The sequence below is a fragment of the Cutibacterium nasicola genome (assembly GCF_051303185.1).
Lineage (GTDB): Bacteria > Actinomycetota > Actinomycetes > Propionibacteriales > Propionibacteriaceae > Cutibacterium.
In genome coordinates this window covers 321,257-344,379 of the sequence record NZ_JBPPGE010000002.1, presented here as the reverse complement: position 1 = coordinate 344,379, position 23,123 = coordinate 321,257, and the positions used below count along the sequence as shown (strand labels likewise).

Below are 23,123 nucleotides of genomic sequence, written 5' to 3'. Positions count from 1 at the left end.
GTCAGAGGGTGATGGTGAGCCCGTTGTCGTCAGGGCGGATGGGGGTGGTGAGTTCGTCGTGGTCGACCCAGGCCCGCCAGCATTCCAGCTGGTAGGGCAACCTCAAACCGCTCGTGCCGGCAGAATCGTCAGCAAGGGCAGCGACCTTGGTCAGCAGCTCGGAGCGCGAGTCGGCGTCAAGGTCCTGGACGGCAGGAAGATTGGCCGCCATGGTGATGAGGACGTCCCGGTCGACCGGGACCCAGAGGCGCTTGGTGGTGTGTTCGTCGTCGGGGAAGTACGTGTTCGAGATCAGGCCCTGCACCGACTCGGTGCCGTAATCGCCACTCATGGCGTTCTCGTCAATAGTGCGCAGCAGGGCTGCCAGCCTCTTGACCCATGGAACGGTGTCGTCGCGCACCAGCCAGGAGACGCCCAGCACGCTACCGGGTCGTAGGACACGTGCGACCTCGGGCAGGACGAGCCCGGGAGCGAGCTCGTGGAATCCCTGATGTACCAGGACGGCGTCGAAGCTGCAGGGGTTGAGCGGCAAGGACTCAGGCGATCCGCAGACAGCCATGACGCCGGGGATCCGGTTCAGTCTTGCTGCCGTCCCAGGGTCGCGATGGACGGCCATCACGTCGACCCCGTGAGCGGCCACGGCCCGGCAGTAGGTGATGGTTGGACACAGCACGATGACGCGATGGCCCGGTTCCAGGCACCCAGCAGTCAGCCATTCGAGCGTGCCACTGGGCAAACGCGGGGTGGAGGAGACTGCCATGGGCCCGATTGTAGGGGGAACTGCTGCGGTCGGGGTTGTCCACAGGGGTTCCTCGGCGGTTTGCCACGGTTGTCCACAGGTCCAGGATTTGGCGACGGATTTCGAGTCCTGCGACGAGAACTGAAGGTATGAGGATTCTTGGAGAAGGACGGGACACGGCGCCGCGCCGGCCTGCCGAGGACGTTACCTCCGTGACCTTGGTGAGCCGAGACAACCGATTGTCCGAAGTTGTCGGGTCGGTGGCGGCCAGTGGCGGGGTGGTCGTCGAGGTCGTGGCGGATCGGGACGCCGTGTCGCGGGCATGGTCGCGGTACGGCCCGCTGCTCGTTGGCGCCGACATGGCCGGGACAGTGATGGCCTGGGGCCTGTCGTCTCGGCCGGGAACCCATGTCGTCGGTTTCGACGCCGAGGAGGCTGCGCGGTGGTCGGCAGGCCTGTCGGCCAGTGTCATCGTCGTGCCGCGGGCCAATCAGGTACTCACCGAGATCCTCCATGACGACATGGTCGCGACCTCGAAGGCCACCGTGGTGCAGGTGGACTCGAGTGGCGGCGGCACCGGGGTGAGCACCCTGGCGGCCGGATTGGCGTGGGCCGCTGCGAGATCAGGGATGAAGGTTGGACTGGTCGAACTCGATCCCCACGCCGGCGGGATCGATCTGTTGTTGGGCATCGAGAGGACGGACGGATGGCGGTGGCCTGAGCTGGCCTCGGCGCGCGGGGTGACGACCGATCTGGGCTCCCACCTGCCGTCCATTGACGGCGTCGAGGTGGTCAGCGCGGGGAGGGCGGGTGCCCAGGTGCCTCCAGCGGCACGCCGGGCTGTCGTGGATTCCTTGGCGGGGGATCACGATCTCGTCGTGGTGGATCCGGGACCCATCTCGGCTCCGGAGGTGTCCCTGGACGTGCGGGTCGGTGTGGTCGCGGGCGATCTCAGGTCCGTCATGACGGCGAGAGGCCAGGACCTTCCCAACCTGCTGGTGACCAGACGTGGCCCAGGGCGATCGATGCCGGACGAGGACATCGAGTCGGTACTCGGAGTGCGACCGGACCTCGTGGTGAGGGATGACCGCCGGCTGGTTCGTGGGCAGGGTCATGCGGAGGCACCGTGGGTGGTGGCTTCGCGGCGATGGTGTCGTCGATGCCAGGAGCTGGCTGAGTTGGTGATGGGCTCATGAGTGGCAACGAGTCAGACCCTCAGTTGGTCGAGCAGGTGCGCCGGCAACTGGCCGGTCTTGGCCGCGACTGGACGCCGATGGACGTAGCCCACGCGATCCTCGACTGCGGTCAGGTGGCCTCCGACAAGACGGTGCTGGCCGTCGTCGAGGAGCTGCGGCGCACCAGTACCGGGGCCGGTCGCCTGGAGCCTTTGCTGGTGATGGACGGGGTGACGGATGTCCTCGTCAACGGTCCGGATCAGGTGTTCGTCGATCGCGGCAAGGGTCTGGAACTGACTGATGTCACCTTCAGCGGGCCGGAAGAAGTGCGGGCGCTTGCGGTGCGCCTGGCGGCTGCGGTGGGACGCCGCCTTGACGACGGCAACCCGTGGGTGGATGCCCGGCTGCCCGACGGCACCCGAGTTCATGCCGTCCTCGACGTTCTGGCCCGGCCGGGAACCTGTCTGAGTCTGCGCGTGCCGTCGCGACGTCGTCTTTCCCTTGATGACTGGGTGTCCTGGGGGTCAATGACTCCGGGGTGCAGACGGATCATCGACGAGGTCCTGGCTCGCAAGCTGGCCTTCCTGGTGACCGGTGGCACCGGAACCGGCAAGATGACCCTGCTGTCGGCGATGCTGACGAGCCTGCCGAGGGATCAGCGGCTCGTCATCGTCGAGGACTCCCGGGAGATCTGGATAGACCACCCTCACTGGGTGTCGATGGAGGCTCGGGCCGCCAATTCCGAGGGCAAGGGTTCGGTCACCCTCACAGATCTTGTACGTCAGTGCCTGCGCATGAGGCCAGATCGGATCGTCCTGGGAGAGGTGCGAGGGGCGGAGTTGCGGGACCTCCTCATGGCCTTCAACACCGGCCACGAGGGCGGATGTGGCACGGTGCATGCAAACGGTGTGGCCGAGGTGCCAGCTCGGCTGGAGGCCCTGGCGGCCCTGGGCGGCTTGTCACGAGAGGCGGCCTCGGCCCAGATCACCGCGGCCCTGCAAACCGTCATCCACCTGGAACGGGGACCGGCAGGGCGACGAGTGGCCGAGATCGGGGTTTTCACCGACGTCAATGACCGAGCGGTCGTGGTGCCAGCCGTGCGATGGGACACGAATGGTGCGGCAACCCTTGAGGCGGGCGCGGGGAAACTGTCTGAGCTGCTGGGGATGGAGGTGGCCCCATGACGATCTTGATGGCCGCGGTGCTCTTGGGCGCGGCGGTGTGGATGGTGATCCCGCCGCCCATGAGGCGACGAGAGGGACGACGTATTCCAGCGTGGTCGGCGGTGCCGGCCGGGATTGTCGTCGCCGGGTTGGTGTGGGGTGCCAGCGGTGTGGCGTGGGCCGTCATGGCCACCGCCGTGGGTGAGACGGTGTTCATCGTCGTGCGCAGGCAGCGGCGACGAGCCCAGACCCTCAAGGGCGGACGGGAAGTGGCTCGGGCCACGAGGGCTCTGGCGGGCCGAGTGTCGGTTGGGGAGATTCCGTCGGCGGCCCTGGACCACGTTGCTGATGACGTCGAGGTGCTGGCCCGGGCCAGGAGGGCCCAGGCAGTGGGCGGAAGTGTTCCCGACGCCCTCATCGCCACCGCTCGGCAGCCGGGCATGGCGGGCTTGGTACCTCTGGCCCATGCCTGGCAGTTGGCTGCGACGACGGGTGCTCCGCTGGCCCCGGCTGCCAAGTCAGTCGCGGAAGGAACCACCCGACGGGCTCGTCTGGAAGCCACCCTGGACTCCGAGCTCGCTGCGGCCAGGGCGTCTGGACGGATCATGGGCCTGCTGCCCTTCGTCGGATTGCTCATGGGACACCTCGTCGGGGCACGCCCGACGGTCTTCCTGACAACCACCTGGTTGGGCAGGGCCTGCCTGGTCGGCGCGACCCTGCTGGCCTGCGCCGGGGTGCTGTGGAGCGAAGCGCTGGCGGATCGCGTGGCGAGGGAGGCCTTGCCGTGACGAGTATCAACATGGGAAGAGTGCTGATCGCGGCGATGCTGATGGCCGCGGCGGCGGTCTGGCTGGTCATCCCGCCAGCGGTGGACATTCGAACGGAACGTCGCACACCTCTGCCAGCCTGGCTCGCTCCTCGCAGTGGAGCCCCCGGGCCCGAGGTTCGAGTCGTGGCAGGCCTGGTAACGGGTTGCGCAGTGATGGCAGCGGTTCCTTGGTCTGTGTCTGTGGCAGTTGCCGTGGCCGTGCTCGCCGGAGCCGTGGTGTGGTGGGGATCCGGTCAGCTGGAGTCCTCGGCCCATCGTCGGGAGGAGCAGCGCCGGGCTGCCCAATTGCCGGAAACCCTCATGATGCTCTCCAGCGCGATGGAAGCCGGCCTGCCGCTGCGATCGGCAGTGAGGACAGTGGCGGAATCCGTGGAGGGGCCCTGCGCGGAGGACTTGAACCGGTTGGCGTCATCCTTGGCCGCTGGGGTGCCGGACTCCACGGCGTGGAGCACCCTCGCATCGGTGCCGGTGTGGCGGGATCCGGCCCAGGACGTCTCACGTGCCGTTGACTCCGGGGAGGGGATCAGTGAGCTGTTGTCGGCTCACGCCGCACAACTGCAGACAGCCGCCGCCGAACAGGCCGAGAAGAAGGCACGCAAGGCCGGTGTTGACGCCATCGGCCCGCTGGTCTGCTGTCACCTCCCGGCCTTCCTGCTGGTCGGGGTGGTTCCGATCATCGCCGGGATGGTTCTCGGCGTGTTGTGACGAGGGCGATGGCCGTGTCCGAGGACGCGGTCGGCATCGTCATGCCCGTGGCAAAAGCGGTTATCCACAAGGGGCTGAGAGGTTCGTGCGGAGGTTGTCCACAGAAATGAAGAAGATGACGGATTTCGAGGGTACCGACGACAACTGAAGACGTGAGGCGTGGGCCTCGCGGCGGTCGGGAGTGGCCCGGACGCACGAACAGACAGGAGACGACAGTGTCTGAGAAGAACCCAACGGCGGAACCCGTCATCTGTGCCAGGTCCCTCGACCTGGTTGGCGCCACCGAAGCTGCGGTGGAACCACCCGCTCACCGGCGATGTCGAGTGGTCCGCAACAAGATCGTCGATCGTGGCATGGCCACCGCGGAGTACGCCGTCGGCATGCTTGCAGCCGTCGCGCTCGCATTGGTCTTGCTCAAGGTCATCACCCATCAAGAAGTTTTCACGAAGCTCCTCAAGCTAGTTGTCAGCATCATTGGTAAGGCGGGAGGCATGCTGCCGTGACCAACCTGACTCGTCGTGGTGGGCGTCACGGGGCGTCCGCCACGCCGGGTCGCTCCCCGTGGCGATCCGGTCAGCGCGCGTCGCGGGGAATGGTGACGGTCGAGATGGCCGTCAGTCTCATCACAGCTGCCTTGATTGTCGTGACCAGTTGCTGGGTGGTGGGATTGATAGTCGTTGAGGACGCCTGCCGTACGACGGCTGCTCAGGTAGCACGCCAGATGGCTCGTGGGGACACCGCGTCCGCTCGTCAGGCCCAGCAGCACGCACCCTCTGGAGCACAGGTGTCAACTACGACGTCGAGCGGCTGGGTCAATGTGACAGTTGAGGTGGAACGCTCGTTGGGACGGATAGGTCCAGTGCATCTGCGCGGTCAGGCCCGATCTCCGATGGAACCGGGACAGACATGACCACGTCAGCATTGCGGCCCGGGTCAACGCTGCAGAGTCATTCACGTGCCGACGCGCGTCGGGAGCGGGGCTCAGGAACCCTGTTGCTGGCAGCTGCAGCGGTGGGGTTCATTGCGGCGGTATGGCTGTCCGTCGTTGTAGCAGGCTGGTGGTCAGCTGGTCATCGGGCCGAAGACGTCGCCGACATGGCCGCCTTGGCGGCTGGACGAGCTGAGGCCACTGGTGAGGCCGCATGTCTGGTGGCTGAGCAGACAGCCAGGGCAAACGGGACGCAGCTGATCTCGTGCCAGGTGCACACCGCACCGACGGGGTTCACGGTCACCGTTGAGATCGGGATGCACGTCCATCGCGGATGGGAGCTTCCTGGCATGCCTCGGATGGTGGTGAAAATGGCCACAGCTGGCCCGATGGAATGAAGGAGCGCGAAGCAACACAGAGATGGAGGCATGCCGGTACAGGGCTCCGCGCGCCGAAACTCGCCGGTGAGCCTCATGATCGTCGCGGAGCTTGCCGAAATTGGAGCGCACTCCGGAGCTGGTGGGAACACGCCGCTTGATGGCGTCATGGAGATTCCACGACGGTATTCGTAGGATCAGTCCTCGCCAGCTCGTCAACCTTGCGTCGGCACATGCACCGATGTCATGGCTCATGACGGTCGTCGTGAGGCATTCGGCAGGTGGTCAACCCGAGGCCTGAGTCACGATTCGGATGGTGCGAGATGACTGACCAGGCCAACGGGTCCAGGGCCGCCGTCAGTGCGGCGGCCCCGGCTTTGTCGAGCCGTTGGTTGGCGTTACCGCACTTCGGGGAGACGACACATGCCGGGCATCCAGTCTCGCACGTACAGTGCGCCAGCCGCTGCGCGGTGGCGTGCCACCACATCTCAGCTTTTTCGAAACCGGCCGCAGCGAATCCCGCTCCACCGGCCTGACCGTCGTGAATGACGATGGTGCATGCCCCCGTGTCGGGCAACATCACAGTCGACACGCCGCCAATGTCCCAACGATCACATGGTGAAAACATCGGCAGTAACCCGATCGCGGTGTGCTCTGCCCCATGGGCCGCTCCCGCCAGACGAACAGGATCCAGTCCTAGTTCATCGACGACCTCGTCGGGGATCACCCACCAGCAGGCCTGAGTGATCATGGTGTGGGTGGGCATCTCGAGCGCGACAGAATCCCATACGTCATTGGTGATGTCGTCACGTCGCAGATAGCCGATGACCTGCTCGGTCAACTCCACCTGCCCGAACGCCACATACCCAGTCCCGAAACCCCGACGGTGTTCCTCGTGGAGGATGCGCACCGTTGACGCCGACTGGGGCTGGGTCCAATATCCCGGCAGGTCCTGATGAACCAGGGCGTGGTGCTCATCGGGAGCGTATTCGTCGACCAGCCATTGGTCACCCTGGTGCAGATATACCGCGCCGGGGTGCACCGTCCGGTCCGCGGCGGCCTCGTCGACCACGCCAATGACCCTTCCGGTAGCTGAATCGACGATGTCGATCCCCTTGCCTGCTGACGATCGTAAGTCGATGGCATCGACGGCCCGCTCCGGTCTGGTCCAGAAAAACCGGTTCCCACGGCGTCGTAATACGTGTTGGTCAGCCAACATCTTGCACATAGGCGAAAAAGCTGGACCGTAAAACTCCTCGTCGTCGGGGGATAGGTAAGCCTCCTGTGCAGCTGCCGCCAAATGTGGACCAAGAATATAGGGGTTGTCCGGATGGAGGACAGTGGATTCCACTGAGGAAGAAAATAATGATTCCGGATGATCGAAAAGGTAATGGTCGAGTGGATTCTCCCGAGCCATGAGCACTACCAGCGCGTCACGCCCGGACCGTCCGGCGCGTCCGGCCTGCTGCCACAGAGCTGACAGTCGTCCTGGATATCCGGCGATGACGACAGCATCCATACCGGAAATATCCACCCCCAATTCCAGGGCATTCGTTGCGACGACGGCCCGAATGGTACCGCTCTGCAAGCCCGCCTCAATGGCTCGGCGATCCTCGGGTAAGTATCCGGCTCGATAGGACGCGATCCGTGCACCGTTGATCACCTGATCCTGGGCCCGGGTCGAAATGATCTCCGCCAAAGATCGCGAGGCAACAAAACAGATCGTCTGTAACCCAGCGTCGGCGAGATCAGCCACGACACCGGTGGCATCGCTAGGCACCGTTTCAGCAGGTTGCCACAGCACGACGTCACGGCCGGGGTGCGGGGAGCTGTCCTCGTCGATGACCTCGACCGTGTCCACACCCAGCAATCGAGACCCAGCCTCATGCGCATTGGTCGACGTTGCGCTGGACAGCAGAAACACCGGATCGGCCCCGTGCATCCGACATATTCTGCGAAGCCGCCGAATGATCTGGGCCACATGCGCCCCAAACACCCCGCGATACCGGTGGGCCTCGTCAATGACGACGTATCTCAGGCTCCCCAGCAACCCAGCCCACCGAGAATGGGACGGCAGGACCGTGTAGTGGAGCATGTCAGGATTCGTCAGAACGTACCGTGCCTGCTCTCGGACGAAACGACGCTCGGCGGCGTCGGAGTCACCGTCGAGGGTGGACACCAGCCAGTTCGGTGGCCCGACCTCGCGACACACCCGGGCCTGATCGTGGGCGAGGGCCTTCGTCGGCGCCAGGTACAAGGCGCTGTTGCGTTTCAGGTGATCGCGCAGGGAGGCTGGCAGATTCGGGGTGGGCGCCTTCGGCAGAACCGGGGTCGTCGATGCCGTCGCCGCCATGATCGGCAACAGATACGCCAAGGTCTTGCCCGATGCCGTCGCCGTGCAGACAGCGGTGTGATGGCCAGTCCTCGCCAATTCTGCGACCCTCGCCTGGTGCTCCCACGGGCGCGAGATGCCGGCCTTTTCAACAGCCTGACGACAATCCTCGGGCAGCCATGATGGCCATTCACAAGTGCGCTCAGCCGTAGCGTCACGGTGATCGACATGCACGACCTGGGGGCTGGCCAGTAATCGCGACACAGTCCGGCCGTCGTGCGTCGACGGGACAGGTGGAACGGTCACGCGCCAAGATTGCCATCATGGGCAGACACCTCATCGATGACGAGATCGAACAGCTGCGGAACACCCTCATTGACATCGGCTACCTCACGGACCCCGTCATGGCAGCCATCGGAGAGTCCGGACAGCGTGGACTGACGAGGAACAGCACCACCCCGGCATCCCGGGCCCTGGCGGGCCGCACTGACCCGCTGGCAGGAGTCATCCGGCTGTGGCTACTCCAGCAGGCGGTTCCCGTCGAGCAGCTCTCCCCTCTGCCGGTGCGCACCCTTGTTGAGGCAGGCATCGTGAACGTCGATGGGGAGACGGCCCGCGCCCTGGTTGACCTGCGTCCCTATGGTTCTCCCGACGACGGCGCCTCCGGCTGGACCGTCTCCGACCTCATTCCTGGCCTGGACAAGGTCATCACCAGGACCCTCTCCGACTACGTTCTGGGTGTCTCGCCGGCATCGGTGTCCCTGGCCCAGATGGCCATCCCCACCCACGTCGGAAGCGCCTTGGACATGGGCTGTGGCTGTGGCGTGCAGTCCCTGCACCTGTCTCGCCACGCCGACCGCGTCGTCGCCACCGACATCAATCCACGGGCCCTCGAGATGGCTGAACTCACCTGCCGTCTCTCCCATGTCGACGTGGATATCCGGGAAGGATCCCTCTACGATCCCGCCGGAGATGACACCTTCGACCTCATCGTCACCAATCCGCCATACGTCATGGCCCCTCCCAGCCCAGACGGCCAGCGTCTGGTCTACCGCGAGGGCGGATTCTGTGGTGACGGCTTGGTGGAGGCCGTAGTTCGCGGCGCTCCCGCCCGCCTCCGCGACGGCGGCATGCTCCAGGTACTGGCGAATTGGGCCCACATCGGCGACCAGCCCTGGTCCGAGCGGCTGGCCACCTGGGTTGAGGGGACCGGCTGTGATCTGTGGGTCGTCGAGCGGGAACATCTCGATGTCTGTGAGTACATCGAGACCTGGCTGACCGATGCGGGCCTTGACGGATCCTCCCAGTGGCGTACCCGCTACGACGAATGGCTGTCCTACTTCGATACCCTCGGCGTCACCGGTGTCTCCCTGGGATGGATCACCCTGACGAAGACCTGCCGTGACACGCCGGATTTGTCCTTCGAGGAATGGCCATGGCAGGTCGCGCAGCCCATTGGAGGAACGCTGGCCCAGCGCACCCAGACCGTCACCTGGGCTCGTCTGAGTGACGAGGACCTGTTGGCGCGACGCTGGCGGATCGCCTCCGACGTCGACAACGAGACCACCGGACGTCCCGGGGCCACCGACCCCGAGCACATCGTGCTGCGACAGCGTCGGGGACTGTGCCGGGCCGTCGAGATGACGACGGCCTCCGGTGGAGTACTGGGAGCCTGCGACGGGGAGCTCACCCTCGGCCAGATCACCGGAGCCGTCTCGGCGATCCTCGAGGTCGACCATGGCGACCTCCTCGCCGAGGTGCTTCCGCTGGTCCGCACGTGCCTGCGTCACGGCATCGTCGAGGCTGCCTGAGTCCGCACGAACGGGTGGACGTCGACCACTGCGAGTCTCCTGTGGCAAGGGTGTTCCGCGATGCGCTATTTTCTTGAGAGAATCGTCAAAAAGGAGAACCGATGACCGATCACCAGGAAATCCCGCTCACCGAGACCCATCACTGCAGCTGCGGTGAGAGCAACGCCGGACTGCCCGAGCTCGACGTGCGCACCATTCCGCACGCCATCCGCCACGGTGCCGTCATCGGTGCCTTCGCCCAACTGCAGCCGGGTGCCTCGATGGTCCTCATCGCCCCGCACAACCCGCTGCCCCTGCTGAGCCAGCTCGAGCAGATCAATGGATCGCTCGACGTCGAGTACCTCACCGAGGGGCCCGAAGAGTGGCGCATCAAGCTCACCAAGCAGGGCTGAGACCTTCTCGCAGGACGTGAATGCACCCTGCCCCGACCTTCTGTCGGCCAGTCTGAGACAGGCCGACAGAACAGGCTCGTCACGAGCAGGGTGTTCTCGTTCCGGGCGGACCCGAGGTGCCGGATCCGACGGCTGTTGTTACGGTTGACGCGCGGTCACCGGCGACGGTGCCGCTCATTGGGCCGCGTACCGCCCCCTCGGGTCAGCCCGGCAGCCCACGTCACGTCAACGGAGAAGGCAGGAATGTCACCGACCAAGAGCCTCGTCATCGTCGAGTCACCCCACAAGGCCACGATGATCGCCGGGTACCTGGGACCCAAGTACACCGTGCGAGCCAGCCAGGGTCACGTGCGTGACCTGCCCACCAGCGCCTCCGAGGTGCCCGCCAAGTACAAGGGCCAGCCCTGGGCGCGCACAGGAGTCAACGTTGATGATGAGTTCACCCCCATCTACGTCGTCTCCCCGGAGAAGCGATCGACGATCCGCGAGCTGAAGAGCCTGCTCAAGGAGTCCGACGAACTCCTGCTCGCCACCGATGGTGACCGCGAGGGAGAGGCCATCGCCTGGCATCTGCTCGACGAGCTCAAGCCCAAGGTCCCGGTGCGCCGGATGGTCTTTAACGAGATCACCGAGAAGGCCATCAACGACGCCGTCGCCAACACCCGTGAACTTGACACCGACCTCGTCGACGCCCAGGAGACCAGGCGCATTCTCGACCGTCTCTACGGCTACGAGGTCTCTCCTGTGCTGTGGAAGAAGGTGCTTCCACGTCTGTCCGCTGGTCGTGTGCAGTCGGTGGCGACCCGTCTGGTCGTCGACCGCGAGCGCGAGCGGATGGCCTTCATCAGCGCCAACTACTGGGACATGGAGGCCACCCTGGCCACCAAGTCCGATGAGTTCCAGGCTCGCCTCGCGGCACTGGACGGCACCAGGATCGCCGCCGGGCGCGACTTCGATTCCCACGGCAACCTCACCTCCAAGGTGCGTCGCCTCGACGAGGCCACCGCGACCACCATCGCGAAGACTCTCGAGAAGACCCCGTTCTCCGTCACCAAGGTCGAGTCCAAGCCGTACACCCGTCGTCCGTACGCCCCCTTCCGCACCACGACCCTGCAACAGGAGGCCGGCCGTAAGCTCGGCTTCACCTCCCAGCGCACCATGTCGGTAGCCCAGGAGCTCTACGAGGGTGGCTACATCACCTACATGCGTACCGACTCGGTGGCCCTGTCCCAGGAGGCCATCCACGCGGCTCGCGGCCAGGCCGCCGAGCTCTACGGTTCCGACCACGTCCCGGACAAGCCGCGCATCTATGCCTCCAAGGTCAAGAACGCCCAGGAAGCCCACGAGGCCATCCGTCCCGCCGGTGAGCACTTCCGCACCCCGGCTGAGACCGGCCTCACCGGCGACAGGTTCAAGCTTTACGAGCTGATCTGGATGCGTACCTTGGCCTCCCAGATGGCTGACGCCAAGGGCGAGACCCTCTCGGTGACGATTGAGGCCACCCCGTCCTGTCCGATCAGCGTTGCCGACGGTGACGTCACCACTGCCACCTTGACGGCATCCGGTCGCACCATCACCTTTCACGGCTTCCTGCGCGCCTACGTCGAGTCGGTCGACGAAGGAGCCTCCGACGACGCTCAGAAGCGGCTGCCCCAGCTCGCGCAGGGCCAGGAGCTGGATCCGCGCGAGGTGACGGCCAACGGTCACGACACCCGCCCTCCGGCCCGCTACACCGAGCCCAGCCTGGTGGCGAAGCTCGAGGAACTGGAGATCGGTCGTCCGTCGACCTACGCCTCGATCATTCGCACCATCACCAGCCGCGACTACGTCTTCAAGAAGGGATCAGCCCTCGTCCCGACCTGGCTGGCCTTCGCCGTCACCAGGTTGCTCGAGGAGCACTTCTCCAACCTCGTCGACTACCAGTTCACCGCTGACATGGAGGAGACTCTCGACCAGATTGCTCGCGGTAACGCTGACCGCGTGACGGTGCTTTCGGCCTTCTACTTCGGCCAGACCAAGTCCGACGACGGTGACGTCCCGACGCCCACCGAGGGTCACGAGGGTCTGCACCAGCTCGTCACCGAGCTCGGGGACATTGACGCCCGGTCCATATGCACCTTCCCGCTCGGGGACTCCGACGTCGTCGTCCGGGTTGGTCGTTATGGCACTTACGTTGAGGACTCCGAGGGCAACCGGGCCAACGTTGACGACACCCTTCCCCCCGACGAGCTCACCATCAAAGCTGCCAAGGAGCTGCTGGCAAGCCCGAACGGTCAGGATCGCGAGCTCGGGCTGGACCCGCACAGCCACCGTCCGATCGTGGCCCGCAATGGCCGTTTCGGTCCCTACGTCACGGAAGTACTTGATGAGGACGAGGCCACCGAGGTCGTCGAGACGACCGCCAAGGACGGCAAGAAGCGTCGCACCAAGCGCAAGGTGAAGCCGCGCACCGCCAGCCTGTTCACGTCGATGAGTCTCGAGACCGTCACCCTTGACGAGGCTCTCAAGCTGCTCTCCCTGCCGCGCGTGGTGGGCACCGCTGCTGACGGCACAGAGATCACCGCTCAGAACGGACGCTATGGCCCGTACCTCAAGAAGGGCACCGACTCACGCTCCCTGGGCAGCGAGGAGGAGATCTTCTCCATCACCCTGGAGCAGGCCGAAGCGATCTACTCCCAGCCGAAGCGGCGTGGTCGGGCCGCCGCCAAGCCGCCGCTGCGCGACCTCGGTGAGGATCCGACCTCGGGACGCCCGATTGTCGTCAAGGATGGTCGTTTCGGCCCCTACGTCACCGATGGCGAGACCAACGCAACCCTGCGCAAGGACGACTCCGTCGAGGAGATCACCCCCGAGCGTGCTCAGGAGTTGCTGGCCGAGAAGAGGGCGAAGGGGCCGGCCAAGAAGCGGACGACGCGGAAGACGACCACTCGCAAGACCACTGCGAAGAAGGCGACGACCAAGTCCGCCTCGAAGTCCACATCCTCCAAGTTGACCACGACGAGGAAGACCGCCGCGACGTCGTCGTCGGGAAGCTGAGATGACCGCCGCGTGGCGTTCGGGAAGCACCGAACCGTTGTACTTCGAGTTGGCGTGGGCGGCTGCCCGGCCGGTTCCGGCTGACCTGCACACCACCGTCGCCGCTGTCGGGGCGCGTCGCACCATCGAGTGCGAGATCACCCTGCTCGACTCCCCGGACCACCGGCTGCTGAGGTCGGGAATCGTGATTGCCCACCGCGTCGTGGACGGACTGGGGGAGTGGTACATGGACGCTCCCGAGTGGTCGCCATGGCTTCCGGTGGCCCGCTCGGTGGCCCTCGACGCGGCTGGTGAGCTGCCCCAGGACTTCGCCTGCTTGGCTCGTCCTTTTCTGCGGGGGGCAACCCTGTGCCCGGGTGCGGCCTTGTCGTGGGAGCGCAACGAGACCATGCTCGAGGCCCCCGATTCCACCAAGTTGGCCCTCATCCGCGACGACCGGATTGCCGTCGTTCAGTCCGGGGTGACGACCTCGCGGGTACGTGAGCTGACCATCAATCCATGGCGCGGGCTCACCGAGGGACAGCGGGAATGGCTCACCAGCCGCATCCTGGCCCTGGGCGGGGTGCCCGTCACACGTCATCCGTCGGTGTTGCGACGCCTGGGCCCCGGTGCCGGAGCCCTGACCGATTACCCCCGTCCCCATCTGCATGACGGCGCCGGTGCGCAGGCCTGGGTGTCGGCCCAGGTGGCCGGGCGGCTGCGCGACGTCGTCGAGGCTGATCTGGCCGTACGGTGCCACGGAATGGACCTCGGATCGACCGAGACGAAACGCACTGAGCCGCGCGTCCTCCCCGAGTCCCCGGACAGCACTGACCTGGTTGGCATGGGGTATGACCCGGTGACGACCTCGGCTCCCAGCATTCACGACGGCGCCCACGGGTCTATCAGGCCTCTTCAGAAGGCCATTCACGCGCTGTCGGAGACACTCGATGCGATGTCGGGCCTGCTCGATCCGTCATGGGTCAAGCGCGCCCAGGACCTGTGCCTGCAGATGATGGAGCTGGATCCCGGTCACATCAGCATCCACAGCCTGCCTCGTGAGTACTGCCAGTTGCTCGAGGAGATGACGACGGCGGCGCGGTCGCCACGAGTCACGGTTGATCCTGACCAGCCGGCTCGTTCTACGATGAAGCGGATGCTCAAGGAATCGGTTGCCCAGGCGGTGGCAGCCAGCGACGGCGTCGAGGATTTTCAGGGATGGGTGGCGGCAGAGAGGTCTGCTCGCCATGCTGCTGCAGTTGCCGACATTCTTGACACTGGTCGAGCCGAGAAGGTGGCCAGGCGGCTGCGTCCGGTTGTCAAAGAATTGGCTCGTCTCAAGGGCAGTATGAACGAAGATGTTGACGTCTCCGAGATGTCTGCTGAGGATGCCTTCGAGGCTGGACGTCAGGTCGAGCGGTCCCGGGCAGCCCTGTCTGCGGCCCGGCAGTCGTTCCGCGACGACTGGCCACAGCATCGTCGCAAGATTTTGAAGGCTCTCCATGACTGATCATCAGACTCGAACCGGACGCGACCTGGGCGGCCTCTTCATCGTCCTCGAGGGTGGGGACGGTGCCGGCAAGACGACTCAATCCCGACGCCTCGACCAGTGGCTGACCTGTGAAGGTGTGCCGCGTCTCATGACCCGTGAGCCCGGTGGTTCCGGGCTCGGGCAGAGGATTAGGGAACTGGTGCTGTTTTCCGACGCAGCGGAGATCTGCCCACGTGCCGAGGCCCTGCTTTACAACGCTGACAAGGCCCAACACGTCGAGCAGGTGGTCATGCCGGCTCTGCGCGAGGGCAAGGTCGTCGTCTGTGATCGCTACGTCGACTCGACGATTGCCTATCAGGGGGCCGGGCGCATCCTCGGCCCTGACGAGGTTGCCCAGCTCGCGAGCTGGGCAACCGGCGGCCTCGTCCCCGATCTGACGGTGCTTCTCGACGTCGATCCCTCCGAGGGCGCCGGGAAGATCGCCGCCAAGGACCGCATGGAGGCTGCCGGTGAGCAGTTCCACCAGCGGGTGCGTCAGCACTTCCTCGATCTCGCCGACGCTCACCCGGAGCGCTATCTCGTTCTTCCCGCCCGCAAGAGCCGCGACGAGATCAGCGCGGCCATCATTGAGCAGGTGAGCAAACTCCTCGACCGGTGAGTAACTGGATGCCGTCACCATGAAGGTGTCGGCACGATCTGCAACGATAGCCCCGTGAGCGATGTGTTGACCGGCGTGTGGGCCGATCTCGTGGGCCAGGAGAAGGCTGTCGAGGTGCTGCGCCGTGCCGCTGAGTCGCAACCGGGTCGCTTCTCCCACGCCATGAGCCACGCATGGCTCATCACCGGTCCGCCGGGATCGGGTCGGTCCAACGCGGCGAAGGCCTTCGCGGCGGCGTTGCAGTGTGCCGATCACGGCTGTGGGCGGTGCAACGCCTGTCGAACTACCTCGTCAGGTGCGCATCCTGACGTCACCTTGGTTCGCACCGAGGCGCTGTCCATCGGCGTCGACGAAGTGCGTGAGCTGGTGCGTCGGGCGGCGACGAACCCGGTGCATGGTCGTCACCAGGTGGTTGTCGTCGAGGACGCTGACCGCATCACTGAACGCGGCGCCGACGCCTTGCTCAAGGCCATCGAGGAACCCGCCCCCAAGACCGTGTGGTTGTTGTGTGCGCCCACCCCTGAGGACGTCATCGTGACCATCAGGTCCCGGTGCCGACGTCTCCACCTGGCGACTCCGCGCGACGAAGCCGTGGCAGACCTGCTCACTCGGCGCGACGGGATCCCCCCTGAGATGGCCGCCGAGGCTGCTCGGGCCGGCCAGGGCCACATCGGTCGGGCACGACGTCTTGCCCGTGACGAGGAGGCGCGAGCCCGCCGCAACACCATCGGTGAGCTCCCCACCAGGTTGCGAGGCCTCGGAGATTGCCTGCATGCAGCTGAGGACCTCGTCAATCAGGCCAGCGAGGAGGCAGCAGCCGCAACCGCCGAGGTCGACGCTGCCGAGCGAGCTGAGTTGGAGAAGGCCTTGGGGTTCGGGTCATCCGGGGCTCGTCCACGCAATGCCCAGGCCGCCATCCGGGATCTGGAGAAGCAGCAGGCCGCGCGAGTGAAGCGCCTTCAACGCGACGCCTTGGACCGTGTCCTGACGGAGCTGACGGCCTATCACCGCGACGTGTTGGCCATCCAGACCGGGGCCGTGCGTGCGGAGGAGGAGAACGCCCTGCGAGGGGCTCGACTGGTCAATGCCGGTTGGTCAGCCTCCCTTCACCGGGTGGCGCAGTCCCGGAGTCCCGAACACACCGTCGCCACCATCGACGCCATTTTGAGCGCGAGGAGTTCCCTCGAGCACGGCGTCACCCCGTTGCTCGTCATGGAAACCCTCCTCATCGCCATGACGCGAGCAGACCGCGCTCCGTGGTGAATCCCGCCTGTCAAGGCCTGACAAAGTGAATGACAACGGTGTGTTGCACCGCTGCTGAAGCCAGTTTCGTGACACAGTGTGAGTGTGCCGTGCCGTATCCTCGGTGCGGTCCCCAAGTCGTGAGGATTGAGCGTGAGCAAGGCGATCAAGAGGACTGCAGCGGACTCCACCGACGCCGAGACCACCCGGGTCATCCGGACGGGAGCCTCCCGCGCGGATTCCGATGCCAACCGCGCTGAGGTCATCAACTCCAGCGATTCGGTGGACTCGGAGCGCACCAGCGTCATTGACGACGACGTCTTCCGTTCCGACACCGAGGAGACCCGCGTTGTTGATGATCGTGAGTTCGAGGAGGAGCGTCGCCGCCGCGAGCTGGCTGAACAGCGTGCCCGTGAGCGTGCTGACCGCCAGGCGATCGAGGCTGAGCGTCAGCGTCGTGCTGCCCATGCCGAGCCGGAGCCGGAGCCAGTCGTTGAGCCGGCCCCCAAGCGCACCACGGACAAGGCCATGGCCTCCCTGGGGATGTTCCTGTTCCGCATCGTCGTCGGCGGCATCCTGGGCATCCACGGATTCCAGCACCTCACCCAGCGTGATCTGACCCTGCGCGCCGTGCAGACCCTTCCGCTGTCCAGCGGATACGCCCAGGCTGGTGTGTGGGTGCTCGGCATCTGCGAGTGTGTCGCTGCCGTGTGCATCGTCCTCGGCCTGTTCACCCGCATTGCGGGAACCGGTGTCGTCATCATCATGGTGTTGGCGCTGGTCTTCATCTTCTGGGGCAGTTTCGCCATCTTCAAGACCATGGGCTTCAAGGGCGAACTGGAGCTCCTGCTGGCCGGATGTGGTGTTCTGCTGCTCTTCCTGGGGGCCGGCGGTTGGTCGATTGACGCCGCCTACCGGCACAGCCGTGCCGCTGCGAAGACCGAGGAGGTCGGCTACTGAGCCGAGTCGTAGCGGTCGCCTTCCGCGAATACGGACAACTTTTCCACCTCGACGTCGGAACTCTCGACGTCGAGGTGGGTTCATGGTTGCTCTACCCCACCACTGAAGGCCCACTGGTGTGCCGGTGTGTGTGGGGGCCGGAAGAGGTTGTTCCCGACGCAGCGTTGCCGGTGTGCCCAGGGATCGCCGACGACGAGGCCGTTTCCGCGGCGGCTCGGGATCGACACCGCCGGGATGAGATCTTGCAGACTGCCCGCCGCACCGTCGAGGACTTCGACGTCGAGATGGAGGTCCTGGCGATCGACGTGGTGGAGTCCGACGATGATCGCCTCATTGCGGTGTACTTCCGTGCTCCCCGTCGGGTCGAGTTCGCCACCATCGTCGGTCCGCTGGCACGACGGCTACATGCACGCATCGACCTACGTCAGCTGCGCGGTCGGGACACCGCCCGAGCTGTCGGCGGGGTGGGAGTGTGTGGCCGTCCGCTGTGTTGCGCGACCTTCCTGCCCGAGCCGTTGTCGGTGCCCAATCGTCTCGTCACCGAGCAAGGAATGGCGTCCAACCCCTTGGCTGTGACCGGCGCATGCGGCAAACTCATGTGCTGCCTGCGTTACGAGTCTCCCTATTACGCTGATTTCGAGGCTGCCTTGGGAGAAGCCAGCGGCCCGGACGGTCCGGGTTGTCCACTGGTGTCGGCCTGCTCGACGGTCGGACGACGCCGGCTTCACGAGGAGCGCGAGGACACCTGACCGAGGAGGCCCCATGACTCGACGCGATCCGCGACGGCGCACGATTGCCGCGGCCTTGGTCGCCTGCTCCTTGCTGTCGGTGACAGCCTGTACCGGTGAGGAACCCACCTCGGGGCCGACGATCACCCAACCCGCGTCGACGGGCCAGCTGTCCGCCACCCCGAAACCCATGCCATCGCCGTCCGTGACGGCGTCAGTCAAGCCAGCCCAAAAGACGGCTGATCCGAACCCTCCGGTCGCCTCGTTCGACCCCAAGGCCCACGCCCACATGGAGGGCCCAGAGAGCCCGGACCGCCAGACCATGCACCCCGCATCGCAGGACGACAAGCAGTTCAGCAAGCCGCCAGCCGGTAAGGGGATGAACCGATACCTGTCGCGCAAGATTTCGTGGCATGCCTGCGGGAACCACCAGTGTTCCAAGGTTCTCGTGCCGCTGGACTGGGACGATCCGAATGGTCCGGCGATCACCTTGGCCCTCAAGCGCAAGCCAGCGGAGTCGTCGTCCAAGGCGACCCTCTTCGTCAATCCCGGTGGGCCCGGCGGTTCCGGCCAGGAGATGGTGGACAACTTCAACTCCACGGCATTCCCGAACCACGACGTCATCGGGTGGGATCCGCGCGGGACTGGACAGTCGACCCATGCCGATTGCGGTCCTGCGAAGACGATGGACGCTTTTTTCGGCCTTGACGCGTCCCCCGACGACGAGGCTGAGTGGAAGGCACTCGTCCGTGGTACGAGGGATTTCGCGCGCAGTTGCCGGGCGCACTCCGGAGAGCTGCTGGACCACATCTCGACGATTGACACTGTTCGTGACCTAGACTATCTGCGCTATCTCATGGGCGACAAGAAGCTCGACTACCTCGGCATTTCGTACGGAACCTTCCTCGGTGCGACTTATGCCGAGCTGTACCCGGGACGAGTTGGGCAGATGGTGCTGGACTCCACGGTCAACATCACCAACCACGACACGATCAGCCAGATCGTCGGATTCGACCGGGCCTTCGGCGACTTCGCCACGTGGTGCGCCAAGCAGGGGGAGCGCTGCGCAGTGGGGACGAGCGAGGCCGAGGTTCGCAAGACCACCCTGAGCTTCCTCAACCGTCTCGACTCCCATCCGTTGAAGGTCGAGAACCGGGCCTTGACGCAGAGTCTGGCAGCGGCTGGCATCGCGTTGTTCCTGTATTCAGGCAAGGAGGCGTATCCCTACCTGGCGGGCTCCTTGCTGGGTGCCATGAAGAACGGGAACGGCAGCTACCTGCTGACGGCAGCAGACCTCCTGAACGGGCGTGGCAAGAACGGCCAGTGGGAGACGATCGCCTCGGCCTTCCCCGCGATCTCCTGCCTGGATCAGGCCGATTTCGGTCTTAACCACGCCCAGAAGGAATGGCCCAAGGAGGCAGCCAGGGCGCCGACCGTCGGCAAGGCCCTGGGAGTGACACCGACCTGTGAGGTCTGGACGGCTCACCCGACGTATCAGCTGTACCTGACGGCCCAGGGCGCGGCGCCGATCCTGGTTCTGGGTGCCACTGGCGATCCCGCCACCCCTTATGAGCAGGCCGAGTGGATGGCTGGCCAGCTCAAGTCCGGTGTGTTGCTGACCTGGCGCGGCGCCGGGCACTCGGCGTGGGAGCTTGGCAACCAATGCGTCAAGGAGGCCGTCAAGGGTTACGTCAATGACGGGAAGGTCCCCAAGGACAAGACGGTGTGCTGACGTAAGGGCCTGGTGGCAGGCGTTCTGGTGCGACGGTATCCGTCCTCGGCCGTGAGCACAGACGTGCGCGCCGCGCTGGAGGTTTGGGAGACGTCGTTACCCTTGTCGTCGTGAGGAGGGATCGCTCATGACGTTGGGTCAGCGCCATGCCATTGGCATCGTGTTGCGCATCACGGGGTTGGCCTTGCTCGCAACCGCGCTCCTTGCGCTGGAGTGGGCGTGGCGGTCCCACGCATGGAACGATCTGGAAGCCGTTGACGGGCATTGCGTCATGGTCGGGGCGCGGGTCGATGACGGACGTGTCCCGAAGGTGGGATGCGAGGAGGACGGTGCCCGCTACGTCAAGGACGTTGTCAAGCCCGGTACGAACTGCCCGCAAGGATTGACGCGGGTGTCAGTGCGACACGAGCTCAGCCACGACACCGGGTACGTCGGTGCCTTGTGCGTGCAGAATCCCTGATCGAGCACGGTTTGACCAGCGCGGTCAGAATCGCTGTCCAGGCCACCTGACCTGATCGCGCCAACCAATTCGCGGCCAGCCCGCGGGATCTCAGGAATGAGTCGTCAGGAGAGCACCGCTCGACGCAACACGTCAAGCGGCAGGGCTCCCATCCGCAGCACCTTGGTGTGGTACCTCTTCAGGTCGAAGTTCGGGTCCTTGGCTTTCGCGGCCTCGCGCAGTTCCAGCCAGGTGCGCTCACCGAGCTTGTAGGACGGGGCCTGTCCGGGCCAGCCGAAGTAGCGGTTGACCTCGTAACGAGCTGATCCCTCGTCCATGGAGACATGGTTGTTGAAGAAGGTCCACGCCTTGTCCCAGTTCCATTCACCGCCGCCGACTTCCTCGGGTGCCTCGAACTGGCAATGGAGGCCAATGTCGAGGACGACGCGGGCGGCACGCATGGACTGCCCGTCGAGCAGGCCCATGAAGTGACCGGGATCGTCCATGTAGCCCAGATCAGCCATCAACCACTCGGCATAGAGGGCCCAGCCCTCACCGTAACCCGACGTCCAGTAGTTGCGTCGCCACGAGTTGAGCTCGTCACGGGCGGCGATGGCCGAGGATGTTTGCAGGTGATGGCCGGGTGCGCCCTCGTGGTAAACGGTCGTCAGTTCTCGCCACGTCGTGAAGATGTCGACTCCTTCCGGCACCGACCACCACATCCGGCCAGGACGGGAGAAGTCGTCGGACGGAGGCGTGTAGTAGACGCCTCCGTCCTGGGTCGGGGCGATCATGCCTTCGATGTGACGAGCCTGCTCGGGAACGTCGAAGTGGGTGCCGTCCAGGAAAGAGATGGCCTCGTCGGCGCGCTGCTGCATCCATGCCTTGAGGGCCTCGGTGCCGGAGATCTGGTAGGCCGGATCAGCGTCGAGGGCTGCCATGGCTTCCCTGACGCTGGCCCCCGGACGGATACGCTCGGCGGTCTCGCGCTGCAATTGCCCGATGCGGGCGAGTTCCCGTTTGCCCCAGTCATAGGTTTCGGCGAGATCGACAGTGGTGCCGACGAACTGGCGGGAGGCCAGACGGTATCGATCGATACCGACGGCGTCGGTATCGGTAGCCAGCGGGGCGATGTCGGTGGCGAGGGTCTCGGCGGTGCGACGGAAGTTGGCCTTGGCCGCGTTGATGCCCTCGGCAAGCGCCGACCTCACGGAGCCCGGCAGGTCGTCGGAGGCAGTCCGCTTGAGGTAGTCGTCGAAGAATCCACCGTCGGAGGTCCAGGAGGTGATCTGCTCGACGAGGAGGCTCACCTGACGGATGGCAGGCGCGATGCCGGCATCGATCGAGGCGCGCTGGGTCTTCAGCCAGCCGTCGAGGGCCGGGGCGGTGGCGTGCAGACGACGTGCGACCGTCGACACCTGATCGGGGGTCTCGGTGGGCATGGCGTCGTAGACCTCGCGGATCTCGTGGACGCCCGAGGCAATGCCGTTGAGGGTGAGGAGGTCGTATCCCCTGTCGTGGCTCTCTGCCTCCAGACCCAGGTTGGAGCGCATGGCAGCGACGGTGATCTCGTCGGTGTCGTCGGCGGGCATGGTCTTGTCGAGACGGTCCAAGGTGTCCATGACGAGCTGGTACCGGGCCTCCATGCCGGCGGGGGACAGGTCGTCGTACTCGTCCTGGTTGAGGTCCAGGCCGAGGGCGGTGGCCACGATCGGGCTGGACGCGACGAGGGAGTCCCAGTGGTGGTCGGCAACCTCGTCGACCTCTGACCCCATCTGGTGGGTGGTGTGTGCGTTGTCGTTGGTCACGGTGATGACGCTATCGCGAGTCGTGGACAGGTGGGAGTCGCGTGGTGTTCCAGAAAGAAGCGTACCGGTTTCGCGACGAGGTCATCATGCCGGTATAGTCTTGCGAGCCTGCCATGGCAGGCGTGCCAACTTAGCTCAGTCGGTAGAGCGACGCTCTCGTAAAGCGTAGGTCACGGGTTCGATTCCCGTAGTTGGCTCCATGAGCGCCCGGCCAGGAATGCTCGCATGGGTCGTCAGGAATTGACGACGGCTCCCTGTCTTGCCGATGGATCCCCGTGGTGATCTACGGTCGCGGTGGTGACCGCTGCGAACACGCGAGGGCCACTGACGACCTTGGTCAGGTGAGTGATCGCTGCGGGCTTCTTGGCGTGGTCAGTGGGGATCATCCGACAGGCCAGGATTGTGGGGGTACTGGCCTCAAGGTCACTAGGGGTGGTCGTCCGGTGCTCGGTATCGGGTAGAGCGATGGTCCTCTTTCCGCATGAGTGGATGAAGTTGGCGGCGAAGGTCGTCGGCATTGCCGCCATTGTTGGCAGGAGAGCGTGGTTGCGTCGCACGCTCGTGGCAGGGATGGCGATCGGCCTCCTTCTGCGCTCTG

Annotated in this window: 20 protein-coding genes, 1 tRNA gene and 1 pseudogene; 18 read left to right on the top strand and 4 right to left on the bottom strand. The window is 65.4% G+C overall.

Annotated elements, in window-relative coordinates; genetic code table 11:
• Position 1: 1 nt before the first annotated feature.
• On the bottom strand, positions 2-760 hold the full coding sequence (locus ACSJJT_RS05500; RefSeq protein WP_435917331.1) for a class I SAM-dependent methyltransferase: 759 nt from the start codon (positions 758-760) through the stop codon (positions 2-4).
• A gap of 128 nt (positions 761-888) precedes the next feature.
• Here ACSJJT_RS05500 and ssd point away from each other — a divergent pair, with 128 nt between their 5' ends.
• The 7 genes from ssd to ACSJJT_RS05465 all read left to right on the top strand — a co-directional run bounded on the left by ssd (position 889) and on the right by ACSJJT_RS05465 (position 5,937).
• On the top strand, positions 889-1,935 hold the full coding sequence (gene ssd / locus ACSJJT_RS05495) for a septum site-determining protein Ssd (RefSeq protein WP_435917330.1): 1,047 nt from the start codon (positions 889-891) through the stop codon (positions 1,933-1,935).
• Positions 1,932-3,098 (top strand): TadA family conjugal transfer-associated ATPase, encoded by a 1,167-nt coding sequence (locus ACSJJT_RS05490; protein WP_435917329.1) that lies wholly within the window; start codon positions 1,932-1,934, stop codon positions 3,096-3,098. The genes ssd and ACSJJT_RS05490 overlap by 4 nt, the downstream gene beginning before the upstream one ends.
• Positions 3,095-3,865, top strand: coding sequence for a type II secretion system F family protein (locus ACSJJT_RS05485; protein ID WP_435917328.1), 771 nt, complete (start codon positions 3,095-3,097; stop codon positions 3,863-3,865). The genes ACSJJT_RS05490 and ACSJJT_RS05485 overlap by 4 nt, the downstream gene beginning before the upstream one ends.
• 11 nt (positions 3,866-3,876) lie before the next feature.
• The gene (locus ACSJJT_RS05480) at positions 3,877-4,611 is read left to right on the top strand and encodes a type II secretion system F family protein (protein WP_435917403.1); all 735 of its coding nucleotides are present in this window, start codon (positions 3,877-3,879) and stop codon (positions 4,609-4,611) included.
• Between the two features lie 215 nt (positions 4,612-4,826).
• The gene (locus tag ACSJJT_RS05475) at positions 4,827-5,114 is read left to right on the top strand and encodes a DUF4244 domain-containing protein (RefSeq protein ID WP_435917327.1); all 288 of its coding nucleotides are present in this window, start codon (positions 4,827-4,829) and stop codon (positions 5,112-5,114) included.
• Between the two features lie 89 nt (positions 5,115-5,203).
• Complete coding sequence (locus tag ACSJJT_RS05470) at positions 5,204-5,521, top strand: TadE family type IV pilus minor pilin (RefSeq protein ID WP_435917402.1); 318 nt, start codon at positions 5,204-5,206, stop codon at positions 5,519-5,521.
• On the top strand, positions 5,518-5,937 hold the full coding sequence (locus ACSJJT_RS05465) for an Rv3654c family TadE-like protein (RefSeq protein ID WP_435917326.1): 420 nt from the start codon (positions 5,518-5,520) through the stop codon (positions 5,935-5,937). The genes ACSJJT_RS05470 and ACSJJT_RS05465 overlap by 4 nt, the downstream gene beginning before the upstream one ends.
• A gap of 313 nt (positions 5,938-6,250) precedes the next feature.
• On the opposite strand, the pseudogene ACSJJT_RS05460 reads toward ACSJJT_RS05465, so the two are convergent.
• Positions 6,251-8,554 (bottom strand): annotated as a pseudogene (locus ACSJJT_RS05460) (DEAD/DEAH box helicase); the annotation flags it as partial.
• Between ACSJJT_RS05460 and ACSJJT_RS05455 the strand changes: the two are divergent.
• The 10 genes from ACSJJT_RS05455 to ACSJJT_RS05410 all read left to right on the top strand — a co-directional run bounded on the left by ACSJJT_RS05455 (position 8,542) and on the right by ACSJJT_RS05410 (position 20,738).
• Positions 8,542-10,059 (top strand): DUF7059 domain-containing protein, encoded by a 1,518-nt coding sequence (locus ACSJJT_RS05455; RefSeq protein WP_435917325.1) that lies wholly within the window; start codon positions 8,542-8,544, stop codon positions 10,057-10,059. The pseudogene ACSJJT_RS05460 and the gene ACSJJT_RS05455 overlap by 13 nt on opposite strands.
• Positions 10,060-10,160: 101 nt before the next feature.
• Positions 10,161-10,451, top strand: a complete 291-nt coding sequence (locus ACSJJT_RS05450) for a DUF2249 domain-containing protein (protein ID WP_435917324.1) — start codon at positions 10,161-10,163, stop codon at positions 10,449-10,451.
• 243 nt (positions 10,452-10,694) lie between these two features.
• Positions 10,695-13,487 (top strand): type I DNA topoisomerase, encoded by a 2,793-nt coding sequence (gene topA, locus ACSJJT_RS05445; protein ID WP_435917323.1) that lies wholly within the window; start codon positions 10,695-10,697, stop codon positions 13,485-13,487.
• 1 nt (position 13,488) lies between these two features.
• The gene (locus tag ACSJJT_RS05440) at positions 13,489-14,976 is read left to right on the top strand and encodes a hypothetical protein (protein WP_435917322.1); all 1,488 of its coding nucleotides are present in this window, start codon (positions 13,489-13,491) and stop codon (positions 14,974-14,976) included.
• The gene (gene tmk, locus ACSJJT_RS05435) at positions 14,969-15,616 is read left to right on the top strand and encodes a dTMP kinase (RefSeq protein WP_435917321.1); all 648 of its coding nucleotides are present in this window, start codon (positions 14,969-14,971) and stop codon (positions 15,614-15,616) included. Before ACSJJT_RS05440 ends, tmk begins: the two co-directional genes overlap by 8 nt.
• Before the next feature lie 54 nt (positions 15,617-15,670).
• Positions 15,671-16,879, top strand: a complete 1,209-nt coding sequence (locus ACSJJT_RS05430) for a DNA polymerase III subunit delta' (RefSeq protein WP_435917320.1) — start codon at positions 15,671-15,673, stop codon at positions 16,877-16,879.
• A gap of 132 nt (positions 16,880-17,011) precedes the next feature.
• A complete protein-coding gene (locus ACSJJT_RS05425; RefSeq protein ID WP_435917319.1) occupies positions 17,012-17,818 on the top strand; it encodes a DoxX family protein in 807 nt (268 codons plus the stop codon).
• 74 nt (positions 17,819-17,892) lie between these two features.
• Positions 17,893-18,567 carry a regulatory iron-sulfur-containing complex subunit RicT gene (ricT, locus tag ACSJJT_RS05420; protein ID WP_435917318.1) on the top strand — a complete coding sequence of 225 codons (675 nt, stop codon included), beginning with the start codon at positions 17,893-17,895 and terminating at the stop codon, positions 18,565-18,567.
• 268 nt (positions 18,568-18,835) lie between these two features.
• Positions 18,836-20,278, top strand: coding sequence for an alpha/beta hydrolase (locus ACSJJT_RS05415; RefSeq protein WP_435917401.1), 1,443 nt, complete (start codon positions 18,836-18,838; stop codon positions 20,276-20,278).
• A 127-nt stretch (positions 20,279-20,405) separates the two neighbouring features.
• On the top strand, positions 20,406-20,738 hold the full coding sequence (locus tag ACSJJT_RS05410; RefSeq protein ID WP_435917317.1) for a hypothetical protein: 333 nt from the start codon (positions 20,406-20,408) through the stop codon (positions 20,736-20,738).
• A 104-nt stretch (positions 20,739-20,842) separates the two neighbouring features.
• Here the strand turns inward: ACSJJT_RS05410 and ACSJJT_RS05405 are convergent, their stop codons facing one another.
• The gene (locus tag ACSJJT_RS05405) at positions 20,843-22,492 is read right to left on the bottom strand and encodes a DUF885 domain-containing protein (RefSeq protein WP_435917400.1); all 1,650 of its coding nucleotides are present in this window, start codon (positions 22,490-22,492) and stop codon (positions 20,843-20,845) included.
• 157 nt (positions 22,493-22,649) lie between these two features.
• On the opposite strand from ACSJJT_RS05405, the gene ACSJJT_RS05400 reads away from it, so the two are divergent.
• Positions 22,650-22,725, top strand: a tRNA-Thr gene (locus ACSJJT_RS05400).
• A 33-nt stretch (positions 22,726-22,758) separates the two neighbouring features.
• Here the strand turns inward: ACSJJT_RS05400 and ACSJJT_RS05395 are convergent.
• Positions 22,759-23,043: a hypothetical protein gene (locus tag ACSJJT_RS05395; protein ID WP_435917316.1), complete on the bottom strand. Its 285-nt coding sequence runs from the start codon at positions 23,041-23,043 to the stop codon at positions 22,759-22,761.
• Positions 23,044-23,123: the final 80 nt, after the last annotated feature.